Origin of the sequence: Paenibacillus phytorum (genome assembly GCF_013141715.1) — a bacterium.
In the GTDB taxonomy this organism is placed as follows: Bacteria; Bacillota; Bacilli; order Paenibacillales; family NBRC-103111; genus Paenibacillus_E; species Paenibacillus_E phytorum.
This window is the reverse complement of record NZ_WHOA01000007.1, coordinates 62,875-87,618: the sequence shown is the minus strand read 5'-3', so window position 1 is coordinate 87,618 and position 24,744 is coordinate 62,875. Positions and strand designations below refer to the sequence as shown.

The following is a 24,744-nucleotide window of genomic DNA, read 5'->3' as shown; positions in this document are numbered from 1 at the left end:
GATAGATGGTGAATGTATATATAACTGAAGAGCTCTACAAAGGCCTTATCTCCCACAGCTTGCAACAACTCCCTGAAGAAGCATGCGGTTTCATTCTCGGTGGACAAGCCCATGGCAAGGATGAAGAGCTGCAAGCGAATACCTTCATTCCTTTACGTAATATCGCAAGTAACCCAAGAAATCGTTTTGAAATACGTCCCGCAGAGATGCTCCCTTATCTTATGGACAGCAATAACCCCGTGATCGGTCTTTTCCATTCGCACCCAACGGCTCCTCCAGTTCCTTCGGAGCAGGATCTACAAACACTCTGGCATTCGATTCCTACCTATTGGATTTTATCCTTTCAGCAATTGCAACATCCCGAACTACAGCTTTACCAAATAAAAAAAGCCCCACAGACCCCTTATCACAAACTTGCGTTTGTCATCGGTCAGTGATGGCTTAATAAGGCGTAGAGATCACCTAAGGTATCTACATTTCTTGATTTTATTTCCTCCATGAATCTAGACCACAGCTGCGCAGTCATAAGGGAATCCTCAAGTGCATGGTGACGATTCGTTACCGGAATATCATAGGCATGAAGCAGTGAGTCCAAGCTCAAATTTTTCCTCTTCGGCATTAGCCATTTGGCAATCATCATAATATCGAGAACACGATGTGATAAGCTCACTTTGGACGTGCGCCATAGGGCCGAATTCAAGAAGTTTTTATCATGCCCGGTTGCATGCGCAACCAGTATTCTTTGCCCAACAAACTCCAAAAAATCACTTAACACTCCTATTAATTCAGGCGCGTCTGCGGCCATTTCGTTCGTAATACCCGTTAAGGTGACAATCTCATCCGGAATCTTACGTTTTGGATTTACCGTACTATAGAATGTATGATTACTTTGCACTTCTCCGCCAATGACCGAGACGCCTCCGAATGAAATAATCTCATCACCGTTATAAGGAGAGAAACCCGTCGTTTCCAAATCAAAAACAACGATTTCCATCGAGTGAAGCGGTATCTCAAAGAGGGAATCTTTCCTTTGCTCCTTCAACATAGAACGAATAAAAGCCATCTGTTGAGCACTTTGCACATCAAACATGGACGTAAGCGCTGGTGTAAGACCACCCATTTTGTACAAATGCCACATTCGCCCAGCCGGACGCATGTCTTTCATCTCGAATCACCTCTCCCTATCCAATGAAACATAACTTCCATTATTTCTAACCTTTTTCTGTCTCTATGTGTGAATCGATTGATTTTCTAACATACTTTTGTAACTCCATCCCAGTACGCAGGCATTGTTTTAATTCTTGCTTTATCTCTTTGGTCAACTGTTCAGCGCTTAGCTTGCCTCTTGTCGTATACTTCTCACCATCAAGCTGAAAAGGCGTCAAATCTCTAAGCTTAAGCGCAACTCCAAAAGCAGCCTGCCATTCCACTGCTAATTGCTTAGGGATGAAGGAAGATTCCTGCAGCAATCTAATTCTCTCCAACGTAGATGAGTGCATGATCCCTGCTTGAATAGCAAGAAGTCGAACCCCATTTACAATAGGAATATAGGCGCCATATTTAATGTCAAACCCACCTGCATCCTCTCCATATCTCTCAGTAATCAGATGTCCGAATACGCCCAATGTTATTCTGTGATGGAGTGTATTGGATAACAAATACTTCAAGATACTCGGATGTTCCTGAACAAAAGCAAGAAACTCGCCTTTGAGCCGATCTACCATAACTTTAGAACCGAAGATACAGCGCATGTCAGCAAGGATGAGCAAATAACGAACGTTCTCCCAATTCGGCTCCATAAACCATGCTGTCATCATCTCAATATACGATGATAACGGCTTACGCCATTGCTTGTTGCTCGAGATCACATTTCCTTCACAAGGCGGATAGCCTAAAATATCAAGACCACGAAGGATACAATCTACAAGTTTGATAAAATAGTCATCTAATTCTTCCTCTGTGTGATCTTCACTTTCTTCATAAATAAGTCCGTTATCTTGATCACTCCAAAGCGTTTGTTCACGTCTCCCTCCACTGCCCAACAATATAAATGCATAAGAAACAGGCGGTTTCCCGAACCCTTCATCCTCCAACATATGTTCAGCCAGTTCTATCGTCCTGTGAATGAAGGCATCGTGAATTTGATTCACTTTTCGCCCAATTTCAGGTGAATGAGAGAAAAGGAGATGCTCCCGAAACATCTCATGCACCTGATCTCTGGTTATTCGCATCTCATCGAACTGTTCCGATTGATAGATGCGTTCCAGGATCTGTTCCATTGAGAGATGATTCATGTTGCATCCCCTTTGCTCTAGTAGAAAGTGTATGTGGTATTAAACGGACACGCCGTTTTGAGCTGCTTTTTTCATTTGTTCTGGATATCCATAAGAACCATGTTCAGATAAATCCAGACCAATAATTTCTTCTTCTTCTGTAACACGAAGACCAATTGTAGCTTTCAGTATACCTAAGATAATAAAGGAAAGAACAAGTACGAATACAAATGCTCCAGCTAAACCTAGTGCTTGAATGCCCAATTGGTGTAAACCACCGCCGTAGAACAATCCCGCACCACCGACACCAACCTTCGCTGAAAGCTCAGGTGTTGCGAACAAACCAGTGGAAAGAGTCCCCCAAATACCTGCGATACCATGAACGGAGAAAGCATAGATCGGATCGTCGATGCCAGCTCTTTCAAACCATTGTGCTGTGAAGAATGTAACAATACCAGCTACCGCACCAATTACAATGGCAGCCCAAGTATCTACGAATGCACAAGCTGCTGTAATCGCAACAAGCGCCGCAAGAACACCGTTTAACATACTAGGAATATCTGCTTTACCGAAGTACATCCAAGAAATGATAAGAGCCGCAACTCCGCCTGCCGCAGCAGCCATGTTCGTTGTCAAAGCAATATAACCAAAGAACCCATCATTCATTGCACTTAGTGTACTACCTGGGTTGAAACCGAACCAACCAATCCAAAGAATGATAACACCGAGAACAGACAACACTTGGTTGTGACCAGGAATCAAGTTAGGCGTTTTATCTTTATTATATTTGCCAATACGTGGTTTTAACAAGATAGTAGCTACGAGCGCCGCTGTTGCACCTTGTAAGTGAACAACTGTTGACCCTGCGAAATCTTGCATCCCAAGCTTGCTCAACCAGCCGCCGCCCCATACCCAGTGAGCAACGATTGGATAAATCACGACTGTAAACAAAATTCCAAAGATGAAGTAAACTGGAAGTTTTGCTCTTTCTGCAAATCCGCCCCATGCAATCGCTAAGGATACACCTGCGAAAGCTAATTGGAACAAGAATTTAATCCCAATAGGTACATCTGAGAAAGAAAGGGATCCGAATGCCGCTGCCGCTTGATCTTCTAAACCTGTAACGAAGAACCCTGTCGTTCCGAAGAAAGCATTTCCGTCACCGAAGGCGAAACCGAAACCTACAGCCCAGAAAGCGATGGCACATAAGCCAAAAGTTAAAATTGTTTTACCGGCTACGTGACCGGCATTTTTCATTCTAGTAGACCCCGCTTCTAATAAAGCAAAACCAGCTTGCATGAAGATGACCAAAATAGCTGCTAACATAACCCAAACAGCATCGATTGCACTTTGAAGTTGGGGTACTGTTGCTTCATCTGCAGCAAATGCGAGAGTAGGGAACAATAATGCCATAACGCCGAAAGCTAACAACAACTTCTTAAGCATACGACCACTTCCTTTTTAATGTTATATTAAGTAACATGTAATGAAACTCTTAATGTCATTATATACAGGTTAAATGGGTTTGACAATAGGATTTTCTTTAAAAAATTGAAAAAAACGAAAAATAACCTCACATTAAACAGGCATAATTCGTGTTTTCGTTCATAGGTCGAGGGAAATGTTACAATTCCTATCCTAAGATCAATGTCAGGTTTGAAAAGTATTACGTTTGACTGTACGGTTTGTAATCAGGTATCATTACTATATAGAAGAATTCCTACATAACATTGGAGTAGAGGTGAACTTATTATGGGAAAAGAGAAGCTTTATAAAATCGGAGAACTAGCCAAACTTGCCGATGTCAGTTCTCGAACCATTGATTACTACACCAAGTTGAACTTGATTGAGCCCGAGAAGAGATCAGATACGAATTATCGACTTTATAGTGATGAAACTTTGACTCGACTTAAACGTATTGAATCTATGAAGAACGAGAAATATACCTTAGAGGAAATCAAAGCGAATTTACAACAATGGAGTAAAGTGTCGCCAGATGATACAGTGAGAGATAAGCTGACATCTATCCAGATTCATCTAGAGCAGCTAATGAAAGAAGCTAAAGAGCTGGGACCCATCATCCAACAGTTGAAACCAAATCAAATGAAGAAGCTTTCCCGAATACTTACTCAGCCAACCGCGGCCTGTATTGAAGCGCTAATTGTTCTTCTAGGTAAAAATCCGTTCTCATAACGAAATACGGAGGAATGTCAAATGTTTTTTCATCCCATGGATTTTCTAATTATTATTGCATTCGGACTTTCGTTGTGGGCCTCGTTTCGAGTACGGGGAACATTCAACAAGTGGTCCCAAGTTCCAATTTACTCAGGAATGTCAGGAGCTCAAGCGGCAAGACGCATGCTTGATGCCAACGGACTGTATGATGTTCCAGTAGAAGCTGTACCTGGCACCCTATCAGATCACTATGATCCGTTAGCCAGAGTAGTACGTTTATCTGAACCAGTCTATTACGAAAGCTCCATATCAGCTGTCGCTGTCGCCTGTCACGAGGTAGGCCATGCCATTCAACACCAAGTTCACTATCCAATGCTTGTCGCAAGGCACCGCATGTTCCCGGTTGTTAATTTCGCTTCCGGTGTAGCTCCCTTGCTCATACTAGCCGGCTTCTTCTTCCAACAGATCCCATGGCTACTCGGTCTTGGTATTATCTTTTTCGCAGCAGCCGTTGCTTTTCAATTAGTTACACTGCCAGTAGAATTTAACGCTAGCTCAAGAGCCAGAGATTTAATGATCGCCGAGGGCTTCATCTCTAATGAAGAAGAACGCGGGGTAGCCAAGGTATTGAATGCAGCCGCTCTTACGTACGTGGCAGCCGCATTAATCTCCGTTCTTGAACTTCTGAAATATATCATGATCTTTAATGGCCGTAATAGTAACGATTAAACAAAAAAGCTCATCTTGTATGGTGTCATTCACATACACAAGATGAGCTTTTTTTCATTGAAAATAATCACATAGAAACCGTCTGAAAACTTCAGCCACCAAAGGAAGCTTTTCACCTTTTCGGCGAATTAAACCGACAGTTCTAGTGACCACAGGATCGGTCACACGAATTTTGACCGGTTGCATTTGACCACTTTCCATTAAAGCCATAGAAGGAAGTAAGCTCACCCCCATACCCGCGGCAACTAACCCCCGAATGGTATCTGTTTCTTCACCTTCGAACTCAATCTTCGGAACGAAGCCCGCTTTCAAGCAAGCCTCCATCACAATCGAACGCAGCGTATATTCTTCACTAAACATAACGAATGGCTCATTCTTTAACTGCTCCAGTCGTATGGATGTGTAATCCGCAAGGATATGGTTGGAGGGAATTATCGCATACAGCTCTTCGGTTAACAAAATTTCACCCGAAACATGTTCATGAGTTTCTGGAAATGGCGAAATGAAAGCCAGATCTATCTCTCCCTTAGAGACATCTCGGATTAAGGACGTATAAGTCCCTTGACGGAGTCTGAATTTAACGTTAGGGTGATCTTTTTTAAAAGCTGCAACGACAGCAGGGAGCAAATTGATGACCAGGCTATGTGGAAACCCAATGCGAATTTCCCCGGCTTCCGGGTCAAGAAATTCATGTATTTCGCCAACAGCGCGTTCCAAGTCCGTCAATATCCCCTCGACTCGGCTTAAGAATAAATGACCTACTGAGGTAAGATGAAGATTACGACCTTTTTGCACAAACAAATTAATACCGAGCTCTTCTTCTAAAAGATGAATCTGCCGGCTAACGGCTGATTGCGCCACATGCATTTCTTCCGCAGCTTGGGTTACATGCTGCTTTCTTGCTACTTTTACAAAGTACTGCAATTGTCTTAATTCCACTTGGATAAATCCCCCGACTTTTCTTACGTGATTGCGAGCTTATATGATCTTTAAACATTTAAATTATAGCCTTACAGTAACGATTGGACAACCTAAGTTGAAAAAGCTTATAATAAATAAGTTGTTATTTAGTATGGAAAATAGAGGAGGAAACAGTTCATATGGCACAAGAACGTACTGGTGTTGCTACCATTAAAGGCAATCCGATTACTTTGGTAGGACCTGAAATTAAAGTGGGTGACAAAGCACCTAACTTCACAGTTAACAAAGATTTGATGACTCAAGTTTCCCTCGCAGATTATGCAGGTAAAGTAAAGCTGATCAGCGTTGTTCCATCTTTGGATACAGGCGTTTGTGACGCACAAACTCGCCGCTTCAATGAAGAAGCAGCAGGTCTAGGCGATAATGTTGCTGTTCTTACAATCAGTGTTGATCTTCCTTTTGCACAATCCCGCTGGTGTGGTGCAGCAGGTATTGACAAAGTGATCACTTTGTCCGATTATAAAACAAAATCCTTCGGCGAAGCTTATGGCGTATTGATCAAAGAGCTTCAACTTGATATGCGTTCCATTTTCGTTATCGATGCGAATGATACCGTTCAATACGTTGAATACCTGGGCGAAATGACGGCTCACCCTAATTATGAAACAGCCGTAGAAGCTGTCAAAAAATTAGTTTAATACACATAAAATAAAACAGCAAGGAGGCCTAGCTTCCCTGCTGTTTTTGTTATCCTTCAATCTTATAAGTAGCAAGTTTTCTGTCTAATTGTTTATAAATATCTATAATAGTACGGTAATTGGAACCCAGATCCCCCATTGAGCCTCGGGATGCTGAATAAATGTCTACCGCGGTTTTCACGGGATTAATCCCAAATAGCGTTAACGTTACATCCTGTGTTCGTCCAGTCACTGTTTTACGTTCCGCGAGAATTTCACCTACATTTTGAACTTCATGGAGAAGTTTATAGCCCGGCGTTTTTTTCAGAACGGCAGTGACTTCTTCCCATACCTGTTCTTTAGGAAGCTTGTAATATCTTGTTTTAAGCAAAGGATCTTTGGCTTTATCTCCGGTCGTTTCATGACTGCGAAGTAATCCGATTAAAGTTCTCTTAAGCAAAAGCCTTTTCCCCCTTCAATGAAGTACATATAGACCACTTGCCATTTCTACACTGCTCTCTATCTTACCATTGTTTAGGCTTAAGAAAAAGAGGGGAAATAAAAATCGGAAGATTGCTCCCCCGATTTTCCATTTCTATTCCATATTTTATTAGCCAAAAAATGTGGTGTAAAGTAAGTAAGCATTCAAGCCGGCAATCAAAATAGCCACAAACCAACTTAGGACAATCATCCACTTTGGCGTTACTAGCTCCCCCATCTTCTTTCGGTCCGAAGTAAATGTAACAAGAGGAATAACTGCAAAGGAGAGTTGCAAGGATAATATCACCTGACTGAGAACGAGTAAATCTGTAGCGCCGCTCTCTCCATAAATACCAATGACAATGACCGCAGGCACGATCGCGATCAATCGTGTAATTAATCGGCGCAGCCAAGGAGTGAGTCTAATGTTAAGGAAGCCCTCCATCACAATCTGACCGGCTAATGTACCTGTAAGTGTAGAATTTTGCCCTGAAGCTAGCAGCGCAACTGCAAACAGAATACTCGCGGCACCTGTGCCCAGCATTGGCCCCAAAAGATGATAAGCATCTTGTATTTCCGCTACTTCTTTACCTGCCGAATGAAAGGCTGCTGCAGAAAGAATGAGTATCGCGGCATTGACGAACAAAGCCAGCATTAAAGCTACAGTCGAATCGATTGTGGCGAATTTAATTGCTTCACGTTTACCTTCTACCGTTGGCTCGATTTTGCGTGTTTGTACAATAGAAGAATGTAAATATAAATTATGAGGCATCACAGTAGCTCCCAGAATACCAAGAGCGATATATAGCATAGCTGGGTTCGTTACAATTTCCGTTCTAGGAATAAAACCAACGGCAACAGCAGCAAAATCAGGTCTTGAGAAAATAAGTTCCATCACGAAGCAAAACGTAATTAGAGCGATTAGACTAATAACCATGGCTTCGATGTATCGAAATCCCTTTTTTTGCAGCATAAGAACCAAAAGAACATCTAACGAAGTAAGAATGACTCCATAAATAAGGGGTAGACCGAACAATAACTGTAAGGCAATCGCTGCGCCAATGACTTCAGCCAGATCACATGCAGCAATAGCTAACTCACATAACAACCATAGTCCGAATGAAACTGGTTTACTATAATGATCACGACAAGCTTGCGCTAAGTCTCGACCTGTAACAATTCCTAGGCGACCAGACAAAGCTTGCAGCAGAATCGCCATCAAATTTGATATTAAAATAACAGAAAGCAATGTATATCCGAATTGGGAACCACCTGCTAGATCAGTCGCCCAATTTCCCGGATCCATATACCCTACGGCTACGAGATAGCCCGGACCTACAAAAGCAAGCAGTTTACGGAAAAAGCCCGCTTTCTTTGGTACGCGCATACTATGATGGACTTCAGGCAGACTAGGCATCGGCGAGTTGCCTTTCCATCCACTGGACTCTTGCTCTGGTTTTTTATATGCTATACCCATCTGATTACCCTTCTTTCACAAGACCAATAATGTTGTTCAAAGGAAACTTTATTCATGATTATACTATATGCCCCTATCTTATGCTATAGGCAAACAATCATGTGCATATAAAAAACATTTTCCCTTAGGAAAGTTTTTACAAGGAGGTATTCAACGATCATGCTGATTCGCCCAGTTGAAAGCGATACAGATATTAGGAAGGCTTATGAGATCGAGACTGCTGTTTTCTCAAAGGAGGCTGCTGCTACATTAGAAGCTTTTCAGATGAGAAAGCATGTCTTTGGATCCTATTTTCTTGTGGCAGAAAATGAGCTAGACCGTCAAATTATCGGCGTAACCAATAGCGTAAAGATATATAATAAAGAATTAGCAAATGATAGTATCAAGCAAGAGACACAGCACGCTGAGGAAGGACAATACCTCTGTGTGTTGACCATAGCTGTACACCCATCCTACCAACGACGCGGGGTTGCTACTGAACTTCTGCAACGTATCATCGAAATAGCCAGAAAAGATGATTTGAAAGGGATTGTTTTAATGTGTGAAGAGCATTTAATTTCATTCTATGAAAAAAATGGATTTCTTTATGTAGCTCCATCAGCTTCTAAACATGCTGGCATCCAGTGGCATGAAATGAATTTAATATGGAATTAAATATCGCCGTAAGCAGGATTTCCGTTAAATCATGCGAATATAATACTCAATAATCTTTGTATATTTATTAAACAAACAAAGAATATAGAAGAAACTACTTAACTACAACAACTTAACCAACAAAGGGTGAATCTTCGTGTCGTATTTCATGGGTTTAGATTTAGGAACTTCTGCAGTTAAATGCATTCTTGTGGATGACTCCGGTCAGGTGATTGGCAGCCATAGCGTTGAATATCCGCTTAAGCAGCCCCATCCGGGATGGGCTGAGCAGCATCCTGAGGATTGGTGGAACGCAACAGTCAAGGGTATCCGCGCTCTTTTAGAGAAAACAAGCGTCGCTGGCGAAGCCGTCGCTGGTATTGGCTTCTCCGGCCAGATGCACGGGTCGGTATTCCTTGATGAGGCGCAGCAGGTCATCCGGCCTGCACTGCTTTGGTGTGACCAGCGCACCGCGGAGCAGTGCACTTACATCGAGTCGACCGTCGGCGAAGCCGAACTCGGACGACTAACGGGCAACCGTGCGCTGACCGGCTTCACCGCGCCCAAGGTCATTTGGCTCCGGCAGCATGAGCCTGAGCATTACGCGCGCGTTCGGCATCTGCTGCTGCCGAAGGACTACGTCAGGCTGCGCCTGACGGGAGCGTTCGGCATGGACATGGCCGACGCAAGCGGCACCCTGCTGCTGGACGTCGCCCACCGCAGCTGGTCGCAGACCGTCACTGAGCGGCTGGCCATTCCGATGGAATGGCTGCCGCCGCTCTATGAGTCCGGCGACGTGGCCGGACACCTGCTGCCTGAAGCGGCCAGCCTAACGGGCCTAGCCGCAGGCACCAAGGTCGTCGCTGGCGGCGGCGACCAAGCCTGCGGCGCCGTAGGTGTTGGCGTCGTACGCCAAGGCATCGCCTCTGTGGCGCTCGGCACGTCCGGTGTCGTCTTCGTTCACGACGACACTTATCAAGTAGATGAAGCTTATCGGCTTCATTCCTTCTGTCACGGCGTACCTGGCAAGTGGCACCGCATGGGGGTCATGCTGGCCGCTGGCGGCTCGTTCCAGTGGTGGCGCAACCACTTCGCGCACGAGGAGCTTGAGCGTGCGCAGCAGGAAGGCAAAGACGTCTACGAGATCTTGACGTCTGCAGCAGCCACAGCTCCCCTCGGGAGCGAAGGCTTGCTCTTCCTGCCTTACTTATCCGGGGAGCGGACACCGCACCCCGATCCGAAGGCTCGAGGCGCCTTCATTGGTCTAAACCTACGGCACGAAAAAGCACATCTCACTCGTGCCGTTCTTGAAGGCATTACCTTCGGGCTCCGCGATTCGCTGCAACTTATCCGCGAGTCTGGCATTGAAGTCACCGAACTTCGCGTTAATGGCGGCGGTGCCAGAAGTCCGTTCTGGCGTCAAATGATTGCTGACATCTTCGGTATCCCTGTGATCACTGTTAATTCTACAGACGGCCCTGCGTATGGCGCTGCTATTATGGCTGCTTCCGGCGTACTGCATGAGGATATTACTACACTCTGTGAGAAATGGATTCATGTCACCGATCGCGTAGAACCAAATGTTGATAATCAGAAACAGTATGAAGCCTATTATCAAATATATCGCGGTCTTTATGGAACTCTTCAGCATACATTTCATCAGCTAAGTGATTTGGCTGGTCATTAAAAAACAAATTAAAAAGAGGTTGAATCAGGAATCTTCCTGATCAACCTCTTTTTAATACAAAAAAACCCGCCTATGCCGTCCGGTTTCGGTGCTTCAAACCCGCTCTCGCAGGTGGGTGTCCGCAGAGGTGTATTTGAGGTCCCCTTTCGAGGGCATGTCAGCCACACTTCAATGTAGGTCTCCCTAGAAACAGTCATTGGTTTAAAACAACTTAAAACCGTTACGAACATCGCAGGATTCTTTTGTATTTCTTATTATAGTGCCGTACCGGTTGATTATCAACTGGTAGGTTTAGTCTCTAGTCTTTTCATTCTCATCTTTTTTATGCAAGCTAATTTCTTTCTTACTTTCTTCTTCACCTTCAGTTACAGCTTCAGCGTCACTTTGTGCTTCCTCTTCTTGCGCTTCAGCCAACCTCTGTTGTTCCTTCTCTTCTAATTCTTGCTGCTTCGTTTGGAGTTTGGTGAAGCTGCGGTTAAACTGCCAGAACGAGAAGGTTGCCATAATACTTCCCATAAAGAAAACGACGAGGAAGAAATTAAATTTGGTCAAACAAATGTAAAGGATGGCTCCATTGCAAAGCAGCAGAACGATCGAATTGATTGGATTGCCAATGGTAATCAATACAGCATTCTTCAAAATTTGTAAAACCTTCATATGCAAATGAACCATAATCGAGAAGAAATTGAACAAAGAAATGATAATAATGACCGTGAAAGCAATAAACAATACGGCCAATAATTTCAGTGAACTCCCCTGCTTCAAATAAAAGAAGTAGTTCACCGCAATGATTACGAAAATGATTACGAAGAAAATACCACCTACCATGCTCTGCAGGTAGTTTTCTTTATATCCACGGAAATATGTTTTCAAAAGTGGTACATCTTCTTCTCCTGTTACCCATTTCCGAGCTACAGCAAACATCGCGGAAGTTGCAGGAAATAAAGTAAACGGTGCCAAAATGGCGATAATGGGTAGTGATGCCTTCAATGCATCAACGGATGGACTTACCAAGCCCATAAAAGTAAAAAAGAAAACCGGAATCGAACATAGCATCCAAAGCAGATTAATGACCGACAAACGCATAATCCACTCCGATATTCTGTACAGTCCTCCCATAACTCCTCTAAACTCCAAAACAGCTTCCTCCTTAGCGTTTCCTTCCGGAAACTTTCTACGTTGATTGTTAAAACGCATACATCTTAAGTTGTCTTACTTTTACATTGGTTTAATTATAGCCTATTTTTCAACATATAGGTAGACGTCTAGTCGTTCTAGGTTCTTTTACATAGTATAGTATTGTCAATAAGAACTACACCCAAATATTTTTCAGGAGGTTGATACTATGTCTCATCCAGTTGGAACATCCGCCGGTGCCATTTTGGTTCTCTTCATCTTGCTCGTTATCATTACTAGCTCTTTCGTACTGTAAACCATATACTCAAGGTAAAAAGGCGAAGATCCTTCAGGATCTCCGCCTTTCTTTTTTGGGGTTATTCCCCTTATTTATTCACTAATGTATCTTCGCTCTTACGAGGAGCTCTTGAACGATCGCGGTTCCCGGAGTTGTTGCTTCCGTATTCACGGTTTCTGGAAGATGAACTGCTTCCACCTTCTCTGTTTGAACCATAATCTCTGCTATCTTTACGCGGGTAACGGGAGTTTGAGCTGCTGCTTGAACCAGCACCGGAGCTGTATCCGCCACCTTGACGACGATCTCCTGATCCTGAACTTGAGCCGTAGCCGCCGCCAACTCGTCTACCTGAGCTGCGTACATCGAATTTTTTCTTTCTTGCACGAATCGGATCTTCTGGTGTTAACTCAATATTCGTTTCCTTTTTGTCGCCTGTCAGAAGCTTCATAGCTGCTGCAAGGAGATTTACGGAATCATATTGCTCTAACATTTGAATAGCTAGGCCTTTGAATTCAGCTTGTGTATCATTTTGAAGAACATCAAGAATACGCTCAGCTGTCATTTTTTGTTTACCTTCAATGGCTTCAGCCAAGCTAGGTAATGGTTTTTTGTTAATTTTGTGGCGTGTAACTTTTTCGATAAAGTGCAGGTGATCGATTTCTCTAGGTGTTACGAAAGTCCAAGCTGTACCTTCTTTACCAGCGCGGCCTGTACGACCGATACGGTGAACATAGCTTTCCGGATCTTGCGGAAGGTCAAAGTTAATTACATGAGTAACGCCAGATACATCTAGACCACGCGCAGCAACGTCTGTTGCTACAAGGACATCAATGCTGCCGTCACGGAATTTTCTCATAACATTATCGCGTTGATTTTGGGACAAGTCACCATGAAGACCTTCAGCTGCATAGCCTCTTTTTTGAAGAGCTTCTGCCAATTCATCAACCCGACGTTTTGTACGACCGAAGATGATTGCAAGATCTGGAGCTTCCATGTCGATCAAACGGCTAAGCGCTTCGAATTTTTGTTTTTCATGCAATTCGATATAAGCTTGGTCAATCAATGGAGCACTAACTTGTTTCGGGATAACCGATACGTGCTCAGGGTTACGAAGAAACTGTTGTGCCAATTTTTGAATATTGGTTGGCATTGTAGCAGAGAACAACATTGTGTGACGCTCTTCTGGTACCAATTTCAAAATGGACTGGATATCATCCATGAAGCCCATGTCAAGCATTTCATCCGCTTCATCCAAAACCACTGTTTGCACATCGTCTAATTTGATTGTTTTACGGTTAATATGGTCAAGTAGACGTCCCGGTGTACCGATAATGATTTGCGGTTTTTTCTTCAATGCACGAATTTGTTTAACGATATCCTGTCCACCATAGATGGGCAAGGAACGAATGCCTTTGAAACGACCGAGTTTCTCAATCTCTTCCGCAACCTGGATGGCAAGTTCCCGTGTAGGACACATGATAAGAGCAGAAATGCGCTCTTCTTTCATATTGATTTTGTGAATAAGCGGAATACCGAAAGCAGCTGTTTTACCTGTTCCTGTTTGCGCTTGCCCGATTAAATCCCGGCCTTCCATAGCCAAAGGAATCGTTTTTTCTTGGATCGGTGTGGACTCTTCAAAGCCCATCTCCGTAATAGCGCGTAAAATCGTTGGCTCTAAACCAAACTCTTGAAATGTTTTCAAATATATTCAATCTCCTTTTGTACAGGGCAGGCTAATGCCTTGTATCTTTTTTACCCTTAAGTACGACTTCCTATCCGTGTCTATAGTTTTATTGGTGGAATACACTTTCGATTTATCATCTTCCATGATCCAACTGGCCGCCCTTAAGAACATCTAAACTATTATAGCACAAGTCATACACACATTTCCAGTAGCGTCTTACATAATGAGAACGAAACCTAACGCATAAGCTAAACGTATTACAAGGTAGAACAATAAACGGAATAGAGGAGAGTTTTCAATGTCGATATTTAAACGAGTCAGCAGCATCCTGCGTAGTCAAAAACAAGAACCAACAACAACACCTATAGGTAATCCACTTGAAGATGCCAGGGTTGGGGATATTGTTAATGTTGACTTAGAGGAGTATGTCGTTTCCGGCAAGGTCATTTATTTTGACCGCGGGTTTGCTCCACATCGCTACGCTTATTATTTACAAAGCGGCAAAAATATTCAGTGTTTGATTGTGGAAAAAGGGCGAACCTATGACTGTTTCCTTTGCAGCTTTGTCGAAGGCGCATTAGATGATCCGAATGATGTCCCTACTCGTTTGGAGCTTGACGAAGATGTTACCTTCGAATTGGAGTTTCATCGCAATGATGTTACTCGGACTGAAGGAAATACGGACTTCCGCAGCGGAGACGATTGTCTCTTTTGGAGATATTTTGGACCGGACCGTAGATTCTTCTTCCTCCAATGGCAGGATGGTAAATTTATTGCTCTTGAAGGAGAGCGAACACCGGGCAATCAGATTAAATTTTTGAAATCGACGCCCTAGACAACCTATGTTATCATTAGAAATGTTTGGAAAGGAGGGATTACTGAAAAGTGAAAAGATGGACTTCATGGGTTTCTTTCTTATTGATCATCGCCCTTCTGACCGCGTGTGGCGCTGATGCCGGACGTTATATCAAAGATCAGTATCCGTTAGTTAGTGTTGACGGCAAAGGGAGCAATCTCTCCAAGGTTTATTTAGTCGAAAACAAAAGCGTCCCTGCCGTAACAGCTGAACTAGCAGCGAAAGAGTCACCGAAGGAAAAGAGCAAGGAATCTGACGATCAAATGTTCCTTGTTTATAATGATAAGGTCATTAACGTCCAAAAGGACCCTAGTGATAGTAAAAACACGCTTGTTCAAATCGATAGTATTGAATATGCCAAATCACATTACGACTCCTCGTTCTTGCAAGGTTACTTGACTGCCACCCTGCTTCAGTCCTTATTCGGCGGGGGATGGTTCAATAGTAAACGGCCTTACGACTATAAAGGCTATACCCGGACACCGACTTATAACACAGGTGGCGGTAAGGCGACTACTCCAACAACGGATGTATCGAAGGATAAGAAGCCAACAACGTCAGATAGAACGGGCAGCTTCAAGACCGGTACTGGTACGCCTAGTTCAGGCAGCGACTCTACAACCCGCAAAAATGATGGTTCTACACCAAACAAGGTAACTAAACCATCTGTTAGTAAGCCAAGCACATCTAAGAAGACAGGCTCTTTCAAGAGACGTTAATTATTTGTTTTTATAAAGCTGTTGTCCATGAATTGGACACAGCTTTTTTTATCTTAACAAAGGATTAATTTTTTCCATTAAAGTCCATTTAATTGACCGAAGGTAAATTATGATTGAAGTTTTAGAAGAATGAATTATACTTGCTTTATGCTGCATACTATTTTAGAGGTGATTTGTTTTGAAAAAGGCGCTAGACGCTTTCATTATTCTAGTTGGCGCACTGCTTGTCGCGGTCGGCTTCAACATGTTCCTCATTCCTCACCAACTGCTTAGCGGCGGGGTTTCTGGATTTGCCATGATTATTGGTTATTTTACGAATTTTAACATTGGTTTCTTGTATTTATTGTTTAACCTGCCATTGATGATTTGGGGATTGGTTTCAATTGGACGTAGATTTATTATGATTAGTGTAGCGTCGGTCATATTAACGGCATGGTTGATGCAAATTATACCAACAAGCTATGTTGCGCAGGAACCCATTCTTGGTGCAGTTTTTGGGGGAGTACTCATTGGAATAGGAAGCGGTATCACCTTAAGAATAGGTGGCTCAAGTGGAGGCTTTGATATCGTTGGCTTGATTTTGACTCGAAAATTTGATTTCCCTCTCGGAACCCTTCTTTCATCCATGAACGGTCTGGTCATTGTTGCACTAGGCTATTTCAAGCAAAATTGGGATCTTGCTCTTTGCTCGATGCTTGCCATCTATATTAGTGGCAAAGTTGTAGATTCTATACATATTCGCCATGTCAAAGTGACAGCGTTCATTGTAACCAAACAAAAGGAAGAGTTGCTTAACGAGCTGCTTCTACTCCCTAGAGGCGTAACTTTAGTTAAGACGGAAGGCGCTTATACGAAACAGCAGCATGATATGTTAATGACCGTCACTACGCGCTATGAACTCGTAGAATTAAAGCGAATTATTAAGAAGATAGACCCGAAAGCATTCGTGAATATCGTTGAAACCGTTGGTGTCGTCGGAGAATTCCGCAAGCTTAAGTGAATAATCGAGCAATCCGCCTCTTTATTCCAAGTTGAATTGTGTTATAATGATACTAATTTCATATAGTTCTGGCTTCATCGTGAGTGGTTCAGGCGTAATTCGTATTCTAATCTTTTGATTGGAAGGGTGATGCTTGTGGAGACAGTCAAATTATCCAGGATTGTAATGAAATTAACACCCGAGTTGTACCCCTTCTTAACCAGCTATGAGCTGGACTCCGAGATCGTCCTCCGGTTTGGCATTGAGGCGCTCGAAGCAGAAGATGTCATGGAAATTATTCAGTTCAGCATTACGGAACATCATAAAGACGCCCTTTATCATTAAGGGGCGTCTTTTTCTGCTCAGCTATCGCTTTATTCATACATTGTTATTGAGTTTGTAATAATTAGGGTATATAGGTTATGATAAGAACATGATATAATAGTACTAAGATAAACTAATGGAGGTGTCTGGAATGGGAGCATTATCTCCTTGGCACATCATCTTAATTGCAATTGTCGCCCTTCTTTTGTTTGGGCCTAATAAACTGCCTGAACTTGGCAGAGGTTTTGGCAAAATGTTTCGTGAATTTAAAGATGCAACGAATGGAAATGGCGGTAATACAGCTACTGATGATCAGCCTGTACCGGTCCGTAAAGAGATTAATCCTGCAGAGGTCACGAATGCCGAATCAGGACAAGTTCAGAAATAAGTCCAAACACCCGGCTAATTTTGCTGCCGGGTGTTTTTATTTATCATTAGCTTCTTCTACGCATTACGGCTTGTGTACCGAAAAACATACCTGCGGCTATTGCCGACATGACTGACGCAAACACATACATGCTCGCGCCTCCCCACTGCTCACTCAACCATCCGCCCACCGAACCGCCGATAATACCGGCAAGCCCCATGAACACCATCGCAAGAATGGATTGACCCGTGGAGCCAAATTGCTCTGGAAGCAGACGCACAACATACTGTACCGCAACGATCCACAGAACAGCAAAGGTGAGCATATGTGTCGTCTGCAAACCAATTAGTACCCAAGGATCGCTGAATAACGTGTAGAGCAGCCAACGTATCGTATATAAGACCGAAACAAGACCTAAGATGGTCAGTTCGTGATAGCGATGTATGTACCGATTGATATAGGCAAACACCGGAATTTCAGTGCATGCTGCAATGGCCCATGCCCAGCTGACCATAGAGTCCGTAGCCCCTAATTTATTCAGATATAAACCTAATAGTGCATCGTTCATTCGATGTGGAATTGATATCATCAGAACCATGACCATAAACCATAAGAAGTTTTTATTTTTGAAAATAGTACCGATTGCACTTAATGTTATTCGTTGTCCGCTGCCCTTCTCGTCTTTAATAAATGCAAGCAGTAGAAATGGGAAGATCCACAAAGCCCAATAAAAATATGGTATGTTGGCTACCCCACCTAATTCTTCGAGGAAAAGACCCGAAATTAGAGCAACACCCGAGAATCCGATAGAACCCCATAATCGGACGGATCCATAAGACATTCCACGCTGTGCCGTTGATTTGACAACCAAATTATCGATAAGTGGAACGGATGGCAGCAAGAAGAAATAAAGCAGTAAAATAAATCCAAGTGTAAGCCCGAAACCTTTTGTTAAAAACAAGCCAAAACTTCCTAGTAAGGAAAGGCTCCAGAGTAAAAATACGATATTCTTCACCGAGTTGAACCGGTCGCTGACATATCCCCAGAATGGCTGTGCGAATATGGAGATGAACGGACCAATCATCATTAAGAGTCCAATCTCGCTTGCTGAATAACCCTTACTTTGCAAATATAAAGGTAAATAGGGCAATAAAATGGCACTAGAAGCATAGTAAAAAAAATTAACGCCAGATAACGAAATAATTTGTTTATCAAGTTTCAATAAGGGTACCTTCTTTCTACAAACCTCTACAAATTTCCTCTGTGCGTAGTTTCGTGCTTGCTTTATAATAAAAGCTAGAAACAAAGATTGGAGAGGACTTATACATCATGGAAATATTACTTGCTTCACTTGCCCTAATCTGGGGTAATGTAACGGCCGCTAACCCGGATGCCAGCTTTGAACAACTTGTGCAAGCTTCTCTGAATGCGAAGAATGCAGTGGCGATTGTTCAACCTACACCATCCCAAGAAACAGATCTTTTAGCACCTGTAAACAAATTGGATCCGCAGAAGGACGCACCGGTAATTAAAGGTATTTACGCCACGGCTCATAGTGCGGGTGGATCTCGGCTCAATACACTTGTGAAGCTGCTCGACGACACAGAACTGAACTCACTGGTCATTGATGTCAAAGATGATTGGGGCTACATCACATGGGAAACAGGGAACGCCGAGCTTGATGCAATGGGAACAACTCAGAAAATTATTGGCAATATGCCAGGTTTAATGACCACCTTGAACGAACATAACATTTATCCAATTGGTCGTATCGTTGTATTCAAAGACACGATTCTTGCCAAAAAGAAACCTGAATGGTCTTTCGTCAATCCAGATGGAACTCTGTGGGGTAACGGTAAAAACCCACCGGACAGCTTCGTAAATCCATACAACAAAGAAGTATGGGATTACAATATCGCAGTAGCGAAAGAAGCCGTTAAAGCTGGATTTAAAGAAATTCAATTCGACTACGTCCGATTCCCGGAAGGTTTTGAGAAAAGAGCTGACATTCTTAAATATACAAAGGATGAACGTTCACGTATTGATGCTGTCGCTTCCTTCGTCAAATATGCCAAAGAACAATTGCAGCCACTTGGTGTTCGTGTATCCGTTGATATATTTGGTTATGCGGCCTCTGTTCCAGCAGCCGAAGGCATTGGTCAAGATTTCGAGAAAATCTCTCAAAATGTTGATGTCATCGCTCCCATGATTTATCCAAGTCATTACAGCACTGGCTGGTTTGGCTCCAAAGTGCCGGATGCAGCACCTTTTGCCACTATCGATGGAGCTTCCAAGGATACAACCAAGAAGCTGGAGGCCATTGATAAGAAAGGTTGGAAGCCAATTGTTCGACCTTGGATTCAAGATTTCACTGCTTCTTGGGTACCTGGTTATATCAAGTACGGTAAACATGAAGTGGAAGAACAAATACGTGCGTTGAAAGAAAACGGCGTGAATGAGTTCCTTCTATGGAACGCTAATAACAACTACACACCTAATGTGAAATACTAACATGGAGACACCCTGAGGGCACTAAGAGCTCTCGGGGTGTTTACTTTCGTTTTCGGTTTGATTTATCATGTAATCAGGATTCATGTTACCAGAACGACTAGGAATATGTACAATCAAAGAAACTTATAGGTTTATGACTTAAGTCTTCTCTTAGACATTAAAAGGAGTTGAAATGCAATGAATATTGTCGCCATTACTGGAATGGATTTGACTTCCATGCAAAAGCAAATGCCGCAAGACTTGAAGGAACGCTGCCAATTTCATTGGTTTAAATCTTCAAGCGAGGCTGGGGAACACATTGCAGATGCAGATGTAATTATCACGGCTGGCCGCATGAATCCGGACACCCTCAAGCAGGTGACCAAGCTAAAATGGATGCAAACCATTTCTGCCGGCGTGGATAAGCTACCTCTCCAAGAGTTTGCCGAGCGTAATGTCATACTCACTAATGCCCGTGGCGTACATACGATCCAGATGAGTGAATTTACGCTAAGCCTCATGCTGCAATGGGTTCGTAAAGCGAATCTTCTCCATGAGCGTCAGCAAAGTAAAGTATGGGACAATCAAGTTACTTTTGGTGAGCTTTATGGTAAAACGATTGGTATTATTGGTGCAGGTGCAATCGGCGAAGCTGTTGCTCGCAAAGCAAAGGCCTTTGATATGACTGTCATTGGGTTGAATCGTTCCGGTTCTCCTGGGCCTGCCTTCGACTCAACGGTCTGTGGAGAAGAAGGTTTAGCATCATTGCTTTCACAAAGTGATTTCGTCGTTCTTCTACTTCCTAGTACAGCTAAAACGCGAGGTTTCCTGACCAAAGAACATCTGCGCTTAATGAAACCAAGTGCTTTCTTAATCAATCTGGCTCGCGGTGATGTCATTGAAGAAGAAGATTTGATTCTGGCGCTGCAAGAAGGCCAGCTGGCAGGCGCTGCACTCGATGTTTTTGAGCAGGAGCCACTACCGTCGACTTCTCCCCTATGGAACATGGACAATGTTATCCTTACTCCGCATATCGCTGGATCTTCCGCTCACTATGCAGAGCGAGTTTCCGCCATTTTCTATCATAATGTTAGAGCTTTTTTAGATGGCACCGAGATGATGAATGTCGTTGATTTAACAGAAGGTTATTAACATACGATAACGTACCACATCCCCAAGATAGAACACCTAGGGATGTGGTACGTTATTTTATTTGTTCGGTATGACAGTGAGCCCTCTCATATAAGGTCTCAAAGCGGCTGGTAGATAGATCGAGCCATCTGCTTGCTGATGATTCTCTAGTAAAGGAATTAAAATTCTTGGTGTGGCCACAGCCGTATTGTTAAGCGTATAGCAATAACGCAGCTCACCGCTCTTATCCCTATAGCGTAATCCGCTGCGGCGAGCTTGAAAGTCAAGAAGGCTTGACGACGAGTGCGTTTCGCCATAAGCATTGCGGCTTGGCATCCATGTCTCAATGTCATACTGTTTGTAGTTTTTGGCGCCCATATCTCCTGTACATACGGCAACGACACGATAAGGGAGCTCAAGTAAATCTAGAATATCTTCTGCATTCCGTGTGATTTGATCTAACATTTGATCAGCAATGGCGGGATCATTCTCACAAAGAATCACCTGTTCGACTTTGGCAAATTGATGAACACGATATAATCCTCGTACATCTCTACCTGCCGAACCAGCTTCTTTGCGGAAACAATTTGATACGGCTGCCAGTTGTATCGGCCCCTTTGATAAATCTATAATCTCACCCGCATAATACGAAACCAACGGACCTTCCGATGTGCCAACTAACCATTTATTTTCATCCTGCAATTCGTAGGTCTGATCCTTCCCAGCGGGGAAAAAAGCCGCATTCTGCAGCGTCTCTTCCCGCACCATCAGAGGGACATCCATCACCGTGAACCCTCGGTCTGATAGCAGATCGAGAGCAAGCTGTTGAACAGCTCTGTGTAGGTATAGCCCCATCCCTTTGAGGTAGTAATTCCTGCTTCCAGCTACCTTAACTCCGCGGGGGAAATCGAATATATCCAATTCCTCACCGATTTGCATATGATCACGAGGCACAAATTCAAACGAGGTAGGTTGACCTACTACTTTCTGTACAACATTATCTTGATCGGTAGCCCCAAGTGGAGTTTCAGGTGAAACCAGATTCGGTACAGTAAGCATCAGCTCCTTGAACCGCTCCTCCAGTATCGCAAGCCCCTCTTCATACTCCGTTAATGTTCGGTTCCAGCCGCGAACCAGATCTTTCAAAGCTTCGGCTTCTCCCATTTTCTGCTCAGCCATACACTGCGCGATTTGAGCTGAAGCACGATTGCGTTCTGTGCGCAGCTGATCTACTTGATGATGCAGCAGCCTTTTCTTTTCGTCTACCTCAAGCAGCTCATCAAGGGGACATTCTACCCCTTTATTTTGAGCTGCTTCCTTCACTTGATCCTGATGCATACGAATCCATTTGATATCCAACATACCGCTCACCGCTTCCTTTTCTAGTCTGGGAAAAAGACAAAGAACGCCCCTGTCCGATTGGGACGAGGAGCGTTCTGCTCGCGGTGCCACCCAACTTGATGACGACATCATGATGTCATCATCCGCTTGGTTCCGCGATAACGGGCGGTGCCGGTTTATTTAAAGAAAGGCGATGTATCCTGCGCCTTACCGATCATGAACGTCTCCGAGTTGGATGCTCTTCACAGACCTAATGTCGCTTTGTATTTGTTCGATATTATAAACGAAGATATGATACAGGTCAATAGCGTTTGTTCCAATGTAGACCTATTGGGATAAACGACTTGCCAATTCATAAAGTTCTGTATTAAAAGGACGCTTTGTATTTACAACTAAATCAATATCTGTAGCTACTAATTCCCCTTTGATAACACCGCATGCTTTGGAAGAATCGCCTTCCATGAGCCTACGTACAGCGAAATCACCGAGACGACTTGCCAAGATTCGGTCATTGTGCGTAGGAGCTCCGCCGCGTTGAATATGGCCAAGAACAGTTACGCGAGGCTCAATACCAACATACTCATTAATCTGGTTAGCAATCCCATCACCGGTTCCCGCTCCTTCAGCAACGAGAATGATACTATGACGTTTGCCATGGGAGAAGTTATCCTTCATACGGTTAGCTACTTCGTTAATGTCGACCTCAACCTCAGGAACGATAATCGTTTCCGCACCACTAGCTAATCCAGCGTAGAGTGCGATCTCACCGCAGTGACGTCCCATGACTTCTACTACGGATGAACGTTCATGCGACGTCATCGTATCACGAAGCTTGTTAATCGCATCCACAACAATGCTTACTGCTGTATCAAAACCAATCGTAAAGTCAGTGAATGGGATGTCATTGTCAATTGTTCCAGGCAGACCCATCGTTTTGACGCCCAGCTTGCTTAGCTTATTGGCACCTTGATAAGATCCATCTCCTCCAATAACGACCAATCCGTCGATACCGCGTTTACGCAAGTTTTCTGCTCCAATTTGTTGACCTTCCGGCGTTAAGAACTCTTTGCAGCGAGCCGTTTGTAGAATGGTCCCACCACGTTGAATGATATCTCCAACGCTGCGCAAATCCATTTGGCGAATATCATCGTTAATTAAACCATGGTATCCACGTTGTACGGCATAGACCTCGAGACCATGGAATAATGCGCTTCTTACGACCGCACGGACGGCCGCATTCATTCCCTGAGAGTCTCCGCCGCTTGTTAGAACGGCAATTGATTTTACTGCTGACATTTCATTTCCTCCTTCAAATTCTTCTGAATGTCATTCATGATGACGTACGGATGTACATGCTATTTAGCCAGAAAAATAACCGGGTTAATGGACTATTTTTCATAAGACGCTTCGATATTTTTTTCACTTGTTGTTGGTCGTTGACCTTTGGATCCGACAAATACAGCGCAAGCAAACCTTCGATTATCATACGATGAAATCGCGGATGTTCCAAGAACAAAATTTTGCTACGAGCCTCTTGCACGATAAAGGCAATTCTCTCAACGGTTGCTTCCATAGATTCATAATAGCTGCAAAAGTTCAGGTCTCCACCCAAGATATCTTCTTCCTGGTCAATTAAATAATCAAGTAAAATATGCAGCCCGCACACATAGGGGAAATAAGCCTCCCGTATCGAATCGACCTGCTTTTCACTCAAATGAGGATCACAAGCTGCAAGGAAAAGCATAAACATGCCTAACGTTGAACCTGTGGCTGCTGCAAATTCATTCCAAGAAATTTGGCTATATCTATGATGATGTTGATCCCACCACTGATGAAGCTCAGGCTCCCGCATATCCTTGCGAATATGCTTGTACACTTGTAAGTCGCAGTATAAAGCTACGAAATCTCGCACCTGATCGGCAACTTGTCTATATGACGGAAGCAGACTAATACAAGACTGACACTTTTGGACGAGCTCTGTTAAATAGTTACCGTCCTCTTTCTCTTGTCTGTATGCATAGTAATCGTTCAAAGGCATAGAAGGATCAACAGCATCCAACATCGACTGGTGCAATTGACGGAAATCCTGGGGATCCAAGGATGTACTGCGATCACATAGATTATCTAAATAATCGCTAATCGTTTGAAACGCAACAATGAGCGGGATGAGTACATGACGCATCGACAAATTAGCAGCCGCATAAACAGCGCCACCTTGACAATGAAATTGTTTCGTTGCGATGCTGGCTAGTGCTTGAGTGCGCAGCTCGACATCTGGGATATTCTCCGCTTTTGATTTCCATATGGAGAGCTGATCGCTTACGTCAGGTAAAATATAACGGTACACCCTAACCATTAATCTTATTGGGCCTTGTGGAACCTTTGTG

25 protein-coding genes and 1 other RNA gene are annotated in these 24,744 nt (G+C 43.5%); 13 read left to right on the top strand and 13 right to left on the bottom strand.

Going from position 1 to position 24,744, the window contains the following annotated elements; translation table 11 throughout:
- The first annotated feature begins 5 nt into the window (after nucleotides 1-5).
- Nucleotides 6-437 carry a M67 family metallopeptidase gene (locus GC098_RS01580; RefSeq protein ID WP_171640332.1) on the top strand — a complete coding sequence of 144 codons (432 nt, stop codon included), beginning with the start codon at nucleotides 6-8 and terminating at the stop codon, nucleotides 435-437.
- Here GC098_RS01580 and GC098_RS01575 read toward each other — a convergent pair.
- Genes GC098_RS01575 through GC098_RS01565 form a run of 3 tightly spaced genes read right to left on the bottom strand, consistent with a single transcriptional unit; the run spans nucleotide 431 to nucleotide 3,719 of the window.
- Nucleotides 431-1,165, bottom strand: a complete 735-nt coding sequence (locus GC098_RS01575; RefSeq protein ID WP_171640330.1) for an exonuclease domain-containing protein — start codon at nucleotides 1,163-1,165, stop codon at nucleotides 431-433. The two genes, GC098_RS01580 and GC098_RS01575, sit on opposite strands and share 7 nt — an antisense overlap.
- 46 nt (nucleotides 1,166-1,211) lie before the next feature.
- Entirely contained in the window at nucleotides 1,212-2,294 is a 1,083-nt protein-coding gene (locus GC098_RS01570) for a DUF294 nucleotidyltransferase-like domain-containing protein (protein WP_171640328.1), read from the bottom strand.
- 39 nt (nucleotides 2,295-2,333) lie between these two features.
- Complete coding sequence (locus tag GC098_RS01565) at nucleotides 2,334-3,719, bottom strand: ammonium transporter (protein ID WP_171640326.1); 1,386 nt, start codon at nucleotides 3,717-3,719, stop codon at nucleotides 2,334-2,336.
- 306 nt (nucleotides 3,720-4,025) lie between these two features.
- Here GC098_RS01565 and GC098_RS01560 point away from each other — a divergent pair, with 306 nt between their 5' ends.
- Both GC098_RS01560 and GC098_RS01555 read left to right on the top strand, forming a co-directional pair.
- On the top strand, nucleotides 4,026-4,466 hold the full coding sequence (locus GC098_RS01560) for a MerR family transcriptional regulator (RefSeq protein WP_171640324.1): 441 nt from the start codon (nucleotides 4,026-4,028) through the stop codon (nucleotides 4,464-4,466).
- A 21-nt stretch (nucleotides 4,467-4,487) separates the two neighbouring features.
- A complete protein-coding gene (locus GC098_RS01555; protein ID WP_171640322.1) occupies nucleotides 4,488-5,177 on the top strand; it encodes a zinc metallopeptidase in 690 nt (229 codons plus the stop codon).
- Nucleotides 5,178-5,231: 54 nt separating this feature from the next.
- Here the strand turns inward: GC098_RS01555 and gltC are convergent, their stop codons facing one another.
- On the bottom strand, nucleotides 5,232-6,116 hold the full coding sequence (gene gltC / locus GC098_RS01550) for a glutamate biosynthesis transcriptional regulator GltC (RefSeq protein ID WP_171640320.1): 885 nt from the start codon (nucleotides 6,114-6,116) through the stop codon (nucleotides 5,232-5,234).
- A 161-nt stretch (nucleotides 6,117-6,277) separates the two neighbouring features.
- Between gltC and tpx the strand changes: the two genes are divergently transcribed.
- Nucleotides 6,278-6,796: a thiol peroxidase gene (gene tpx, locus GC098_RS01545; RefSeq protein ID WP_057306969.1), complete on the top strand. Its 519-nt coding sequence runs from the start codon at nucleotides 6,278-6,280 to the stop codon at nucleotides 6,794-6,796.
- Nucleotides 6,797-6,845: 49 nt separating this feature from the next.
- On the opposite strand, the gene GC098_RS01540 is transcribed toward tpx, so the two are convergent.
- Nucleotides 6,846-7,235, bottom strand: coding sequence for a DUF1499 domain-containing protein (locus GC098_RS01540; protein WP_171640318.1), 390 nt, complete (start codon nucleotides 7,233-7,235; stop codon nucleotides 6,846-6,848).
- Nucleotides 7,236-7,385: 150 nt separating this feature from the next.
- The gene (locus GC098_RS01535; RefSeq protein ID WP_171640316.1) at nucleotides 7,386-8,732 is read right to left on the bottom strand and encodes an Nramp family divalent metal transporter; all 1,347 of its coding nucleotides are present in this window, start codon (nucleotides 8,730-8,732) and stop codon (nucleotides 7,386-7,388) included.
- 159 nt (nucleotides 8,733-8,891) lie between these two features.
- On the opposite strand from GC098_RS01535, the gene GC098_RS01530 reads away from it, so the two are divergent.
- Together GC098_RS01530 and xylB are read left to right on the top strand one after the other, a co-directional pair.
- Nucleotides 8,892-9,386, top strand: coding sequence for a GNAT family N-acetyltransferase (locus tag GC098_RS01530; protein ID WP_171640314.1), 495 nt, complete (start codon nucleotides 8,892-8,894; stop codon nucleotides 9,384-9,386).
- A 148-nt stretch (nucleotides 9,387-9,534) separates the two neighbouring features.
- Nucleotides 9,535-11,052, top strand: a complete 1,518-nt coding sequence (gene xylB / locus GC098_RS01525) for a xylulokinase (RefSeq protein ID WP_171640313.1) — start codon at nucleotides 9,535-9,537, stop codon at nucleotides 11,050-11,052.
- Between the two features lie 59 nt (nucleotides 11,053-11,111).
- Here the strand turns inward: xylB and ssrS are convergent.
- From ssrS to cshA, 3 genes are all read right to left on the bottom strand, one after another.
- A non-coding RNA gene (gene ssrS, locus GC098_RS01520) (6S RNA) lies at nucleotides 11,112-11,293 on the bottom strand.
- A 50-nt stretch (nucleotides 11,294-11,343) separates the two neighbouring features.
- Complete coding sequence (locus GC098_RS01515) at nucleotides 11,344-12,189, bottom strand: YesL family protein (RefSeq protein WP_171640311.1); 846 nt, start codon at nucleotides 12,187-12,189, stop codon at nucleotides 11,344-11,346.
- 365 nt (nucleotides 12,190-12,554) lie between these two features.
- Nucleotides 12,555-14,168 carry a degradosome RNA helicase CshA gene (cshA, locus tag GC098_RS01510; RefSeq protein WP_281366890.1) on the bottom strand — a complete coding sequence of 538 codons (1,614 nt, stop codon included), beginning with the start codon at nucleotides 14,166-14,168 and terminating at the stop codon, nucleotides 12,555-12,557.
- A 280-nt stretch (nucleotides 14,169-14,448) separates the two neighbouring features.
- On the opposite strand from cshA, the gene GC098_RS01505 reads away from it, so the two are divergent.
- The 5 genes from GC098_RS01505 to GC098_RS01485 all read left to right on the top strand — a co-directional run bounded on the left by GC098_RS01505 (nucleotide 14,449) and on the right by GC098_RS01485 (nucleotide 17,416).
- Entirely contained in the window at nucleotides 14,449-14,985 is a 537-nt protein-coding gene (locus GC098_RS01505) for a DUF4178 domain-containing protein (protein ID WP_171640309.1), read from the top strand.
- A gap of 50 nt (nucleotides 14,986-15,035) precedes the next feature.
- Nucleotides 15,036-15,725 carry a DUF4247 domain-containing protein gene (locus tag GC098_RS01500; protein WP_171640307.1) on the top strand — a complete coding sequence of 230 codons (690 nt, stop codon included), beginning with the start codon at nucleotides 15,036-15,038 and terminating at the stop codon, nucleotides 15,723-15,725.
- A 178-nt stretch (nucleotides 15,726-15,903) separates the two neighbouring features.
- Complete coding sequence (locus GC098_RS01495; protein WP_246320907.1) at nucleotides 15,904-16,725, top strand: YitT family protein; 822 nt, start codon at nucleotides 15,904-15,906, stop codon at nucleotides 16,723-16,725.
- A 165-nt stretch (nucleotides 16,726-16,890) separates the two neighbouring features.
- A complete protein-coding gene (locus GC098_RS01490; RefSeq protein ID WP_376773748.1) occupies nucleotides 16,891-17,049 on the top strand; it encodes a hypothetical protein in 159 nt (52 codons plus the stop codon).
- A 130-nt stretch (nucleotides 17,050-17,179) separates the two neighbouring features.
- A complete protein-coding gene (locus GC098_RS01485; protein ID WP_171640305.1) occupies nucleotides 17,180-17,416 on the top strand; it encodes a Sec-independent protein translocase subunit TatA/TatB in 237 nt (78 codons plus the stop codon).
- A 46-nt stretch (nucleotides 17,417-17,462) separates the two neighbouring features.
- On the opposite strand, the gene GC098_RS01480 is transcribed toward GC098_RS01485, so the two are convergent.
- Nucleotides 17,463-18,617, bottom strand: a complete 1,155-nt coding sequence (locus GC098_RS01480) for an MFS transporter (RefSeq protein WP_171640303.1) — start codon at nucleotides 18,615-18,617, stop codon at nucleotides 17,463-17,465.
- A gap of 107 nt (nucleotides 18,618-18,724) precedes the next feature.
- Here GC098_RS01480 and GC098_RS01475 point away from each other — a divergent pair, with 107 nt between their 5' ends.
- Together GC098_RS01475 and GC098_RS01470 are read left to right on the top strand one after the other, a co-directional pair.
- Nucleotides 18,725-19,906 carry a putative glycoside hydrolase gene (locus tag GC098_RS01475; protein ID WP_171640301.1) on the top strand — a complete coding sequence of 394 codons (1,182 nt, stop codon included), beginning with the start codon at nucleotides 18,725-18,727 and terminating at the stop codon, nucleotides 19,904-19,906.
- 177 nt (nucleotides 19,907-20,083) lie between these two features.
- Nucleotides 20,084-21,037, top strand: a complete 954-nt coding sequence (locus GC098_RS01470) for a D-2-hydroxyacid dehydrogenase (protein ID WP_171640299.1) — start codon at nucleotides 20,084-20,086, stop codon at nucleotides 21,035-21,037.
- A 57-nt stretch (nucleotides 21,038-21,094) separates the two neighbouring features.
- On the opposite strand, the gene serS is transcribed toward GC098_RS01470, so the two are convergent.
- The 3 genes from serS to GC098_RS01455 all read right to left on the bottom strand — a co-directional run bounded on the left by serS (nucleotide 21,095) and on the right by GC098_RS01455 (nucleotide 24,713).
- Nucleotides 21,095-22,378 carry a serine--tRNA ligase gene (serS, locus tag GC098_RS01465; RefSeq protein ID WP_171640400.1) on the bottom strand — a complete coding sequence of 428 codons (1,284 nt, stop codon included), beginning with the start codon at nucleotides 22,376-22,378 and terminating at the stop codon, nucleotides 21,095-21,097.
- Between the two features lie 306 nt (nucleotides 22,379-22,684).
- The gene (gene pfkA / locus GC098_RS01460) at nucleotides 22,685-23,653 is read right to left on the bottom strand and encodes a 6-phosphofructokinase (protein WP_171640296.1); all 969 of its coding nucleotides are present in this window, start codon (nucleotides 23,651-23,653) and stop codon (nucleotides 22,685-22,687) included.
- Between the two features lie 34 nt (nucleotides 23,654-23,687).
- Nucleotides 23,688-24,713, bottom strand: a complete 1,026-nt coding sequence (locus tag GC098_RS01455) for a tetraprenyl-beta-curcumene synthase family protein (RefSeq protein WP_171640398.1) — start codon at nucleotides 24,711-24,713, stop codon at nucleotides 23,688-23,690.
- Between the last annotated feature and the right edge of the window lie 31 nt (nucleotides 24,714-24,744).

What these genes read in the sequence shown, in the direction of transcription:
- GC098_RS01560 (WP_171640324.1), top strand. Translation starts at nt 4,026, where the DNA reads ATGGGAAAAGAGAAGCTTTATAAAATCGGAGAACTAGCCAAACTTGCC.
- tpx (WP_057306969.1), top strand. Translation starts at nt 6,278, where the DNA reads ATGGCACAAGAACGTACTGGTGTTGCTACCATTAAAGGCAATCCGATT.
- serS (WP_171640400.1), bottom strand. Translation starts at nt 22,378, where the DNA reads ATGTTGGATATCAAATGGATTCGTATGCATCAGGATCAAGTGAAGGAA.
- GC098_RS01530 (WP_171640314.1), top strand. Translation starts at nt 8,892, where the DNA reads ATGCTGATTCGCCCAGTTGAAAGCGATACAGATATTAGGAAGGCTTAT.
- GC098_RS01455 (WP_171640398.1), bottom strand. Translation starts at nt 24,713, where the DNA reads ATGGTTAGGGTGTACCGTTATATTTTACCTGACGTAAGCGATCAGCTC.
- GC098_RS01555 (WP_171640322.1), top strand. Translation starts at nt 4,488, where the DNA reads ATGTTTTTTCATCCCATGGATTTTCTAATTATTATTGCATTCGGACTT.
- xylB (WP_171640313.1), top strand. Translation starts at nt 9,535, where the DNA reads ATGGGTTTAGATTTAGGAACTTCTGCAGTTAAATGCATTCTTGTGGAT.
- GC098_RS01490 (WP_376773748.1), top strand. Translation starts at nt 16,891, where the DNA reads ATGAAATTAACACCCGAGTTGTACCCCTTCTTAACCAGCTATGAGCTG.
- GC098_RS01580 (WP_171640332.1), top strand. Translation starts at nt 6, where the DNA reads ATGGTGAATGTATATATAACTGAAGAGCTCTACAAAGGCCTTATCTCC.
- GC098_RS01535 (WP_171640316.1), bottom strand. Translation starts at nt 8,732, where the DNA reads ATGGGTATAGCATATAAAAAACCAGAGCAAGAGTCCAGTGGATGGAAA.
- GC098_RS01470 (WP_171640299.1), top strand. Translation starts at nt 20,084, where the DNA reads ATGAATATTGTCGCCATTACTGGAATGGATTTGACTTCCATGCAAAAG.
- GC098_RS01575 (WP_171640330.1), bottom strand. Translation starts at nt 1,165, where the DNA reads ATGAAAGACATGCGTCCGGCTGGGCGAATGTGGCATTTGTACAAAATG.
- GC098_RS01505 (WP_171640309.1), top strand. Translation starts at nt 14,449, where the DNA reads ATGTCGATATTTAAACGAGTCAGCAGCATCCTGCGTAGTCAAAAACAA.
- GC098_RS01485 (WP_171640305.1), top strand. Translation starts at nt 17,180, where the DNA reads ATGGGAGCATTATCTCCTTGGCACATCATCTTAATTGCAATTGTCGCC.
- GC098_RS01565 (WP_171640326.1), bottom strand. Translation starts at nt 3,719, where the DNA reads ATGCTTAAGAAGTTGTTGTTAGCTTTCGGCGTTATGGCATTATTGTTC.
- GC098_RS01570 (WP_171640328.1), bottom strand. Translation starts at nt 2,294, where the DNA reads ATGAATCATCTCTCAATGGAACAGATCCTGGAACGCATCTATCAATCG.
- pfkA (WP_171640296.1), bottom strand. Translation starts at nt 23,653, where the DNA reads ATGTCAGCAGTAAAATCAATTGCCGTTCTAACAAGCGGCGGAGACTCT.
- GC098_RS01475 (WP_171640301.1), top strand. Translation starts at nt 18,725, where the DNA reads ATGGAAATATTACTTGCTTCACTTGCCCTAATCTGGGGTAATGTAACG.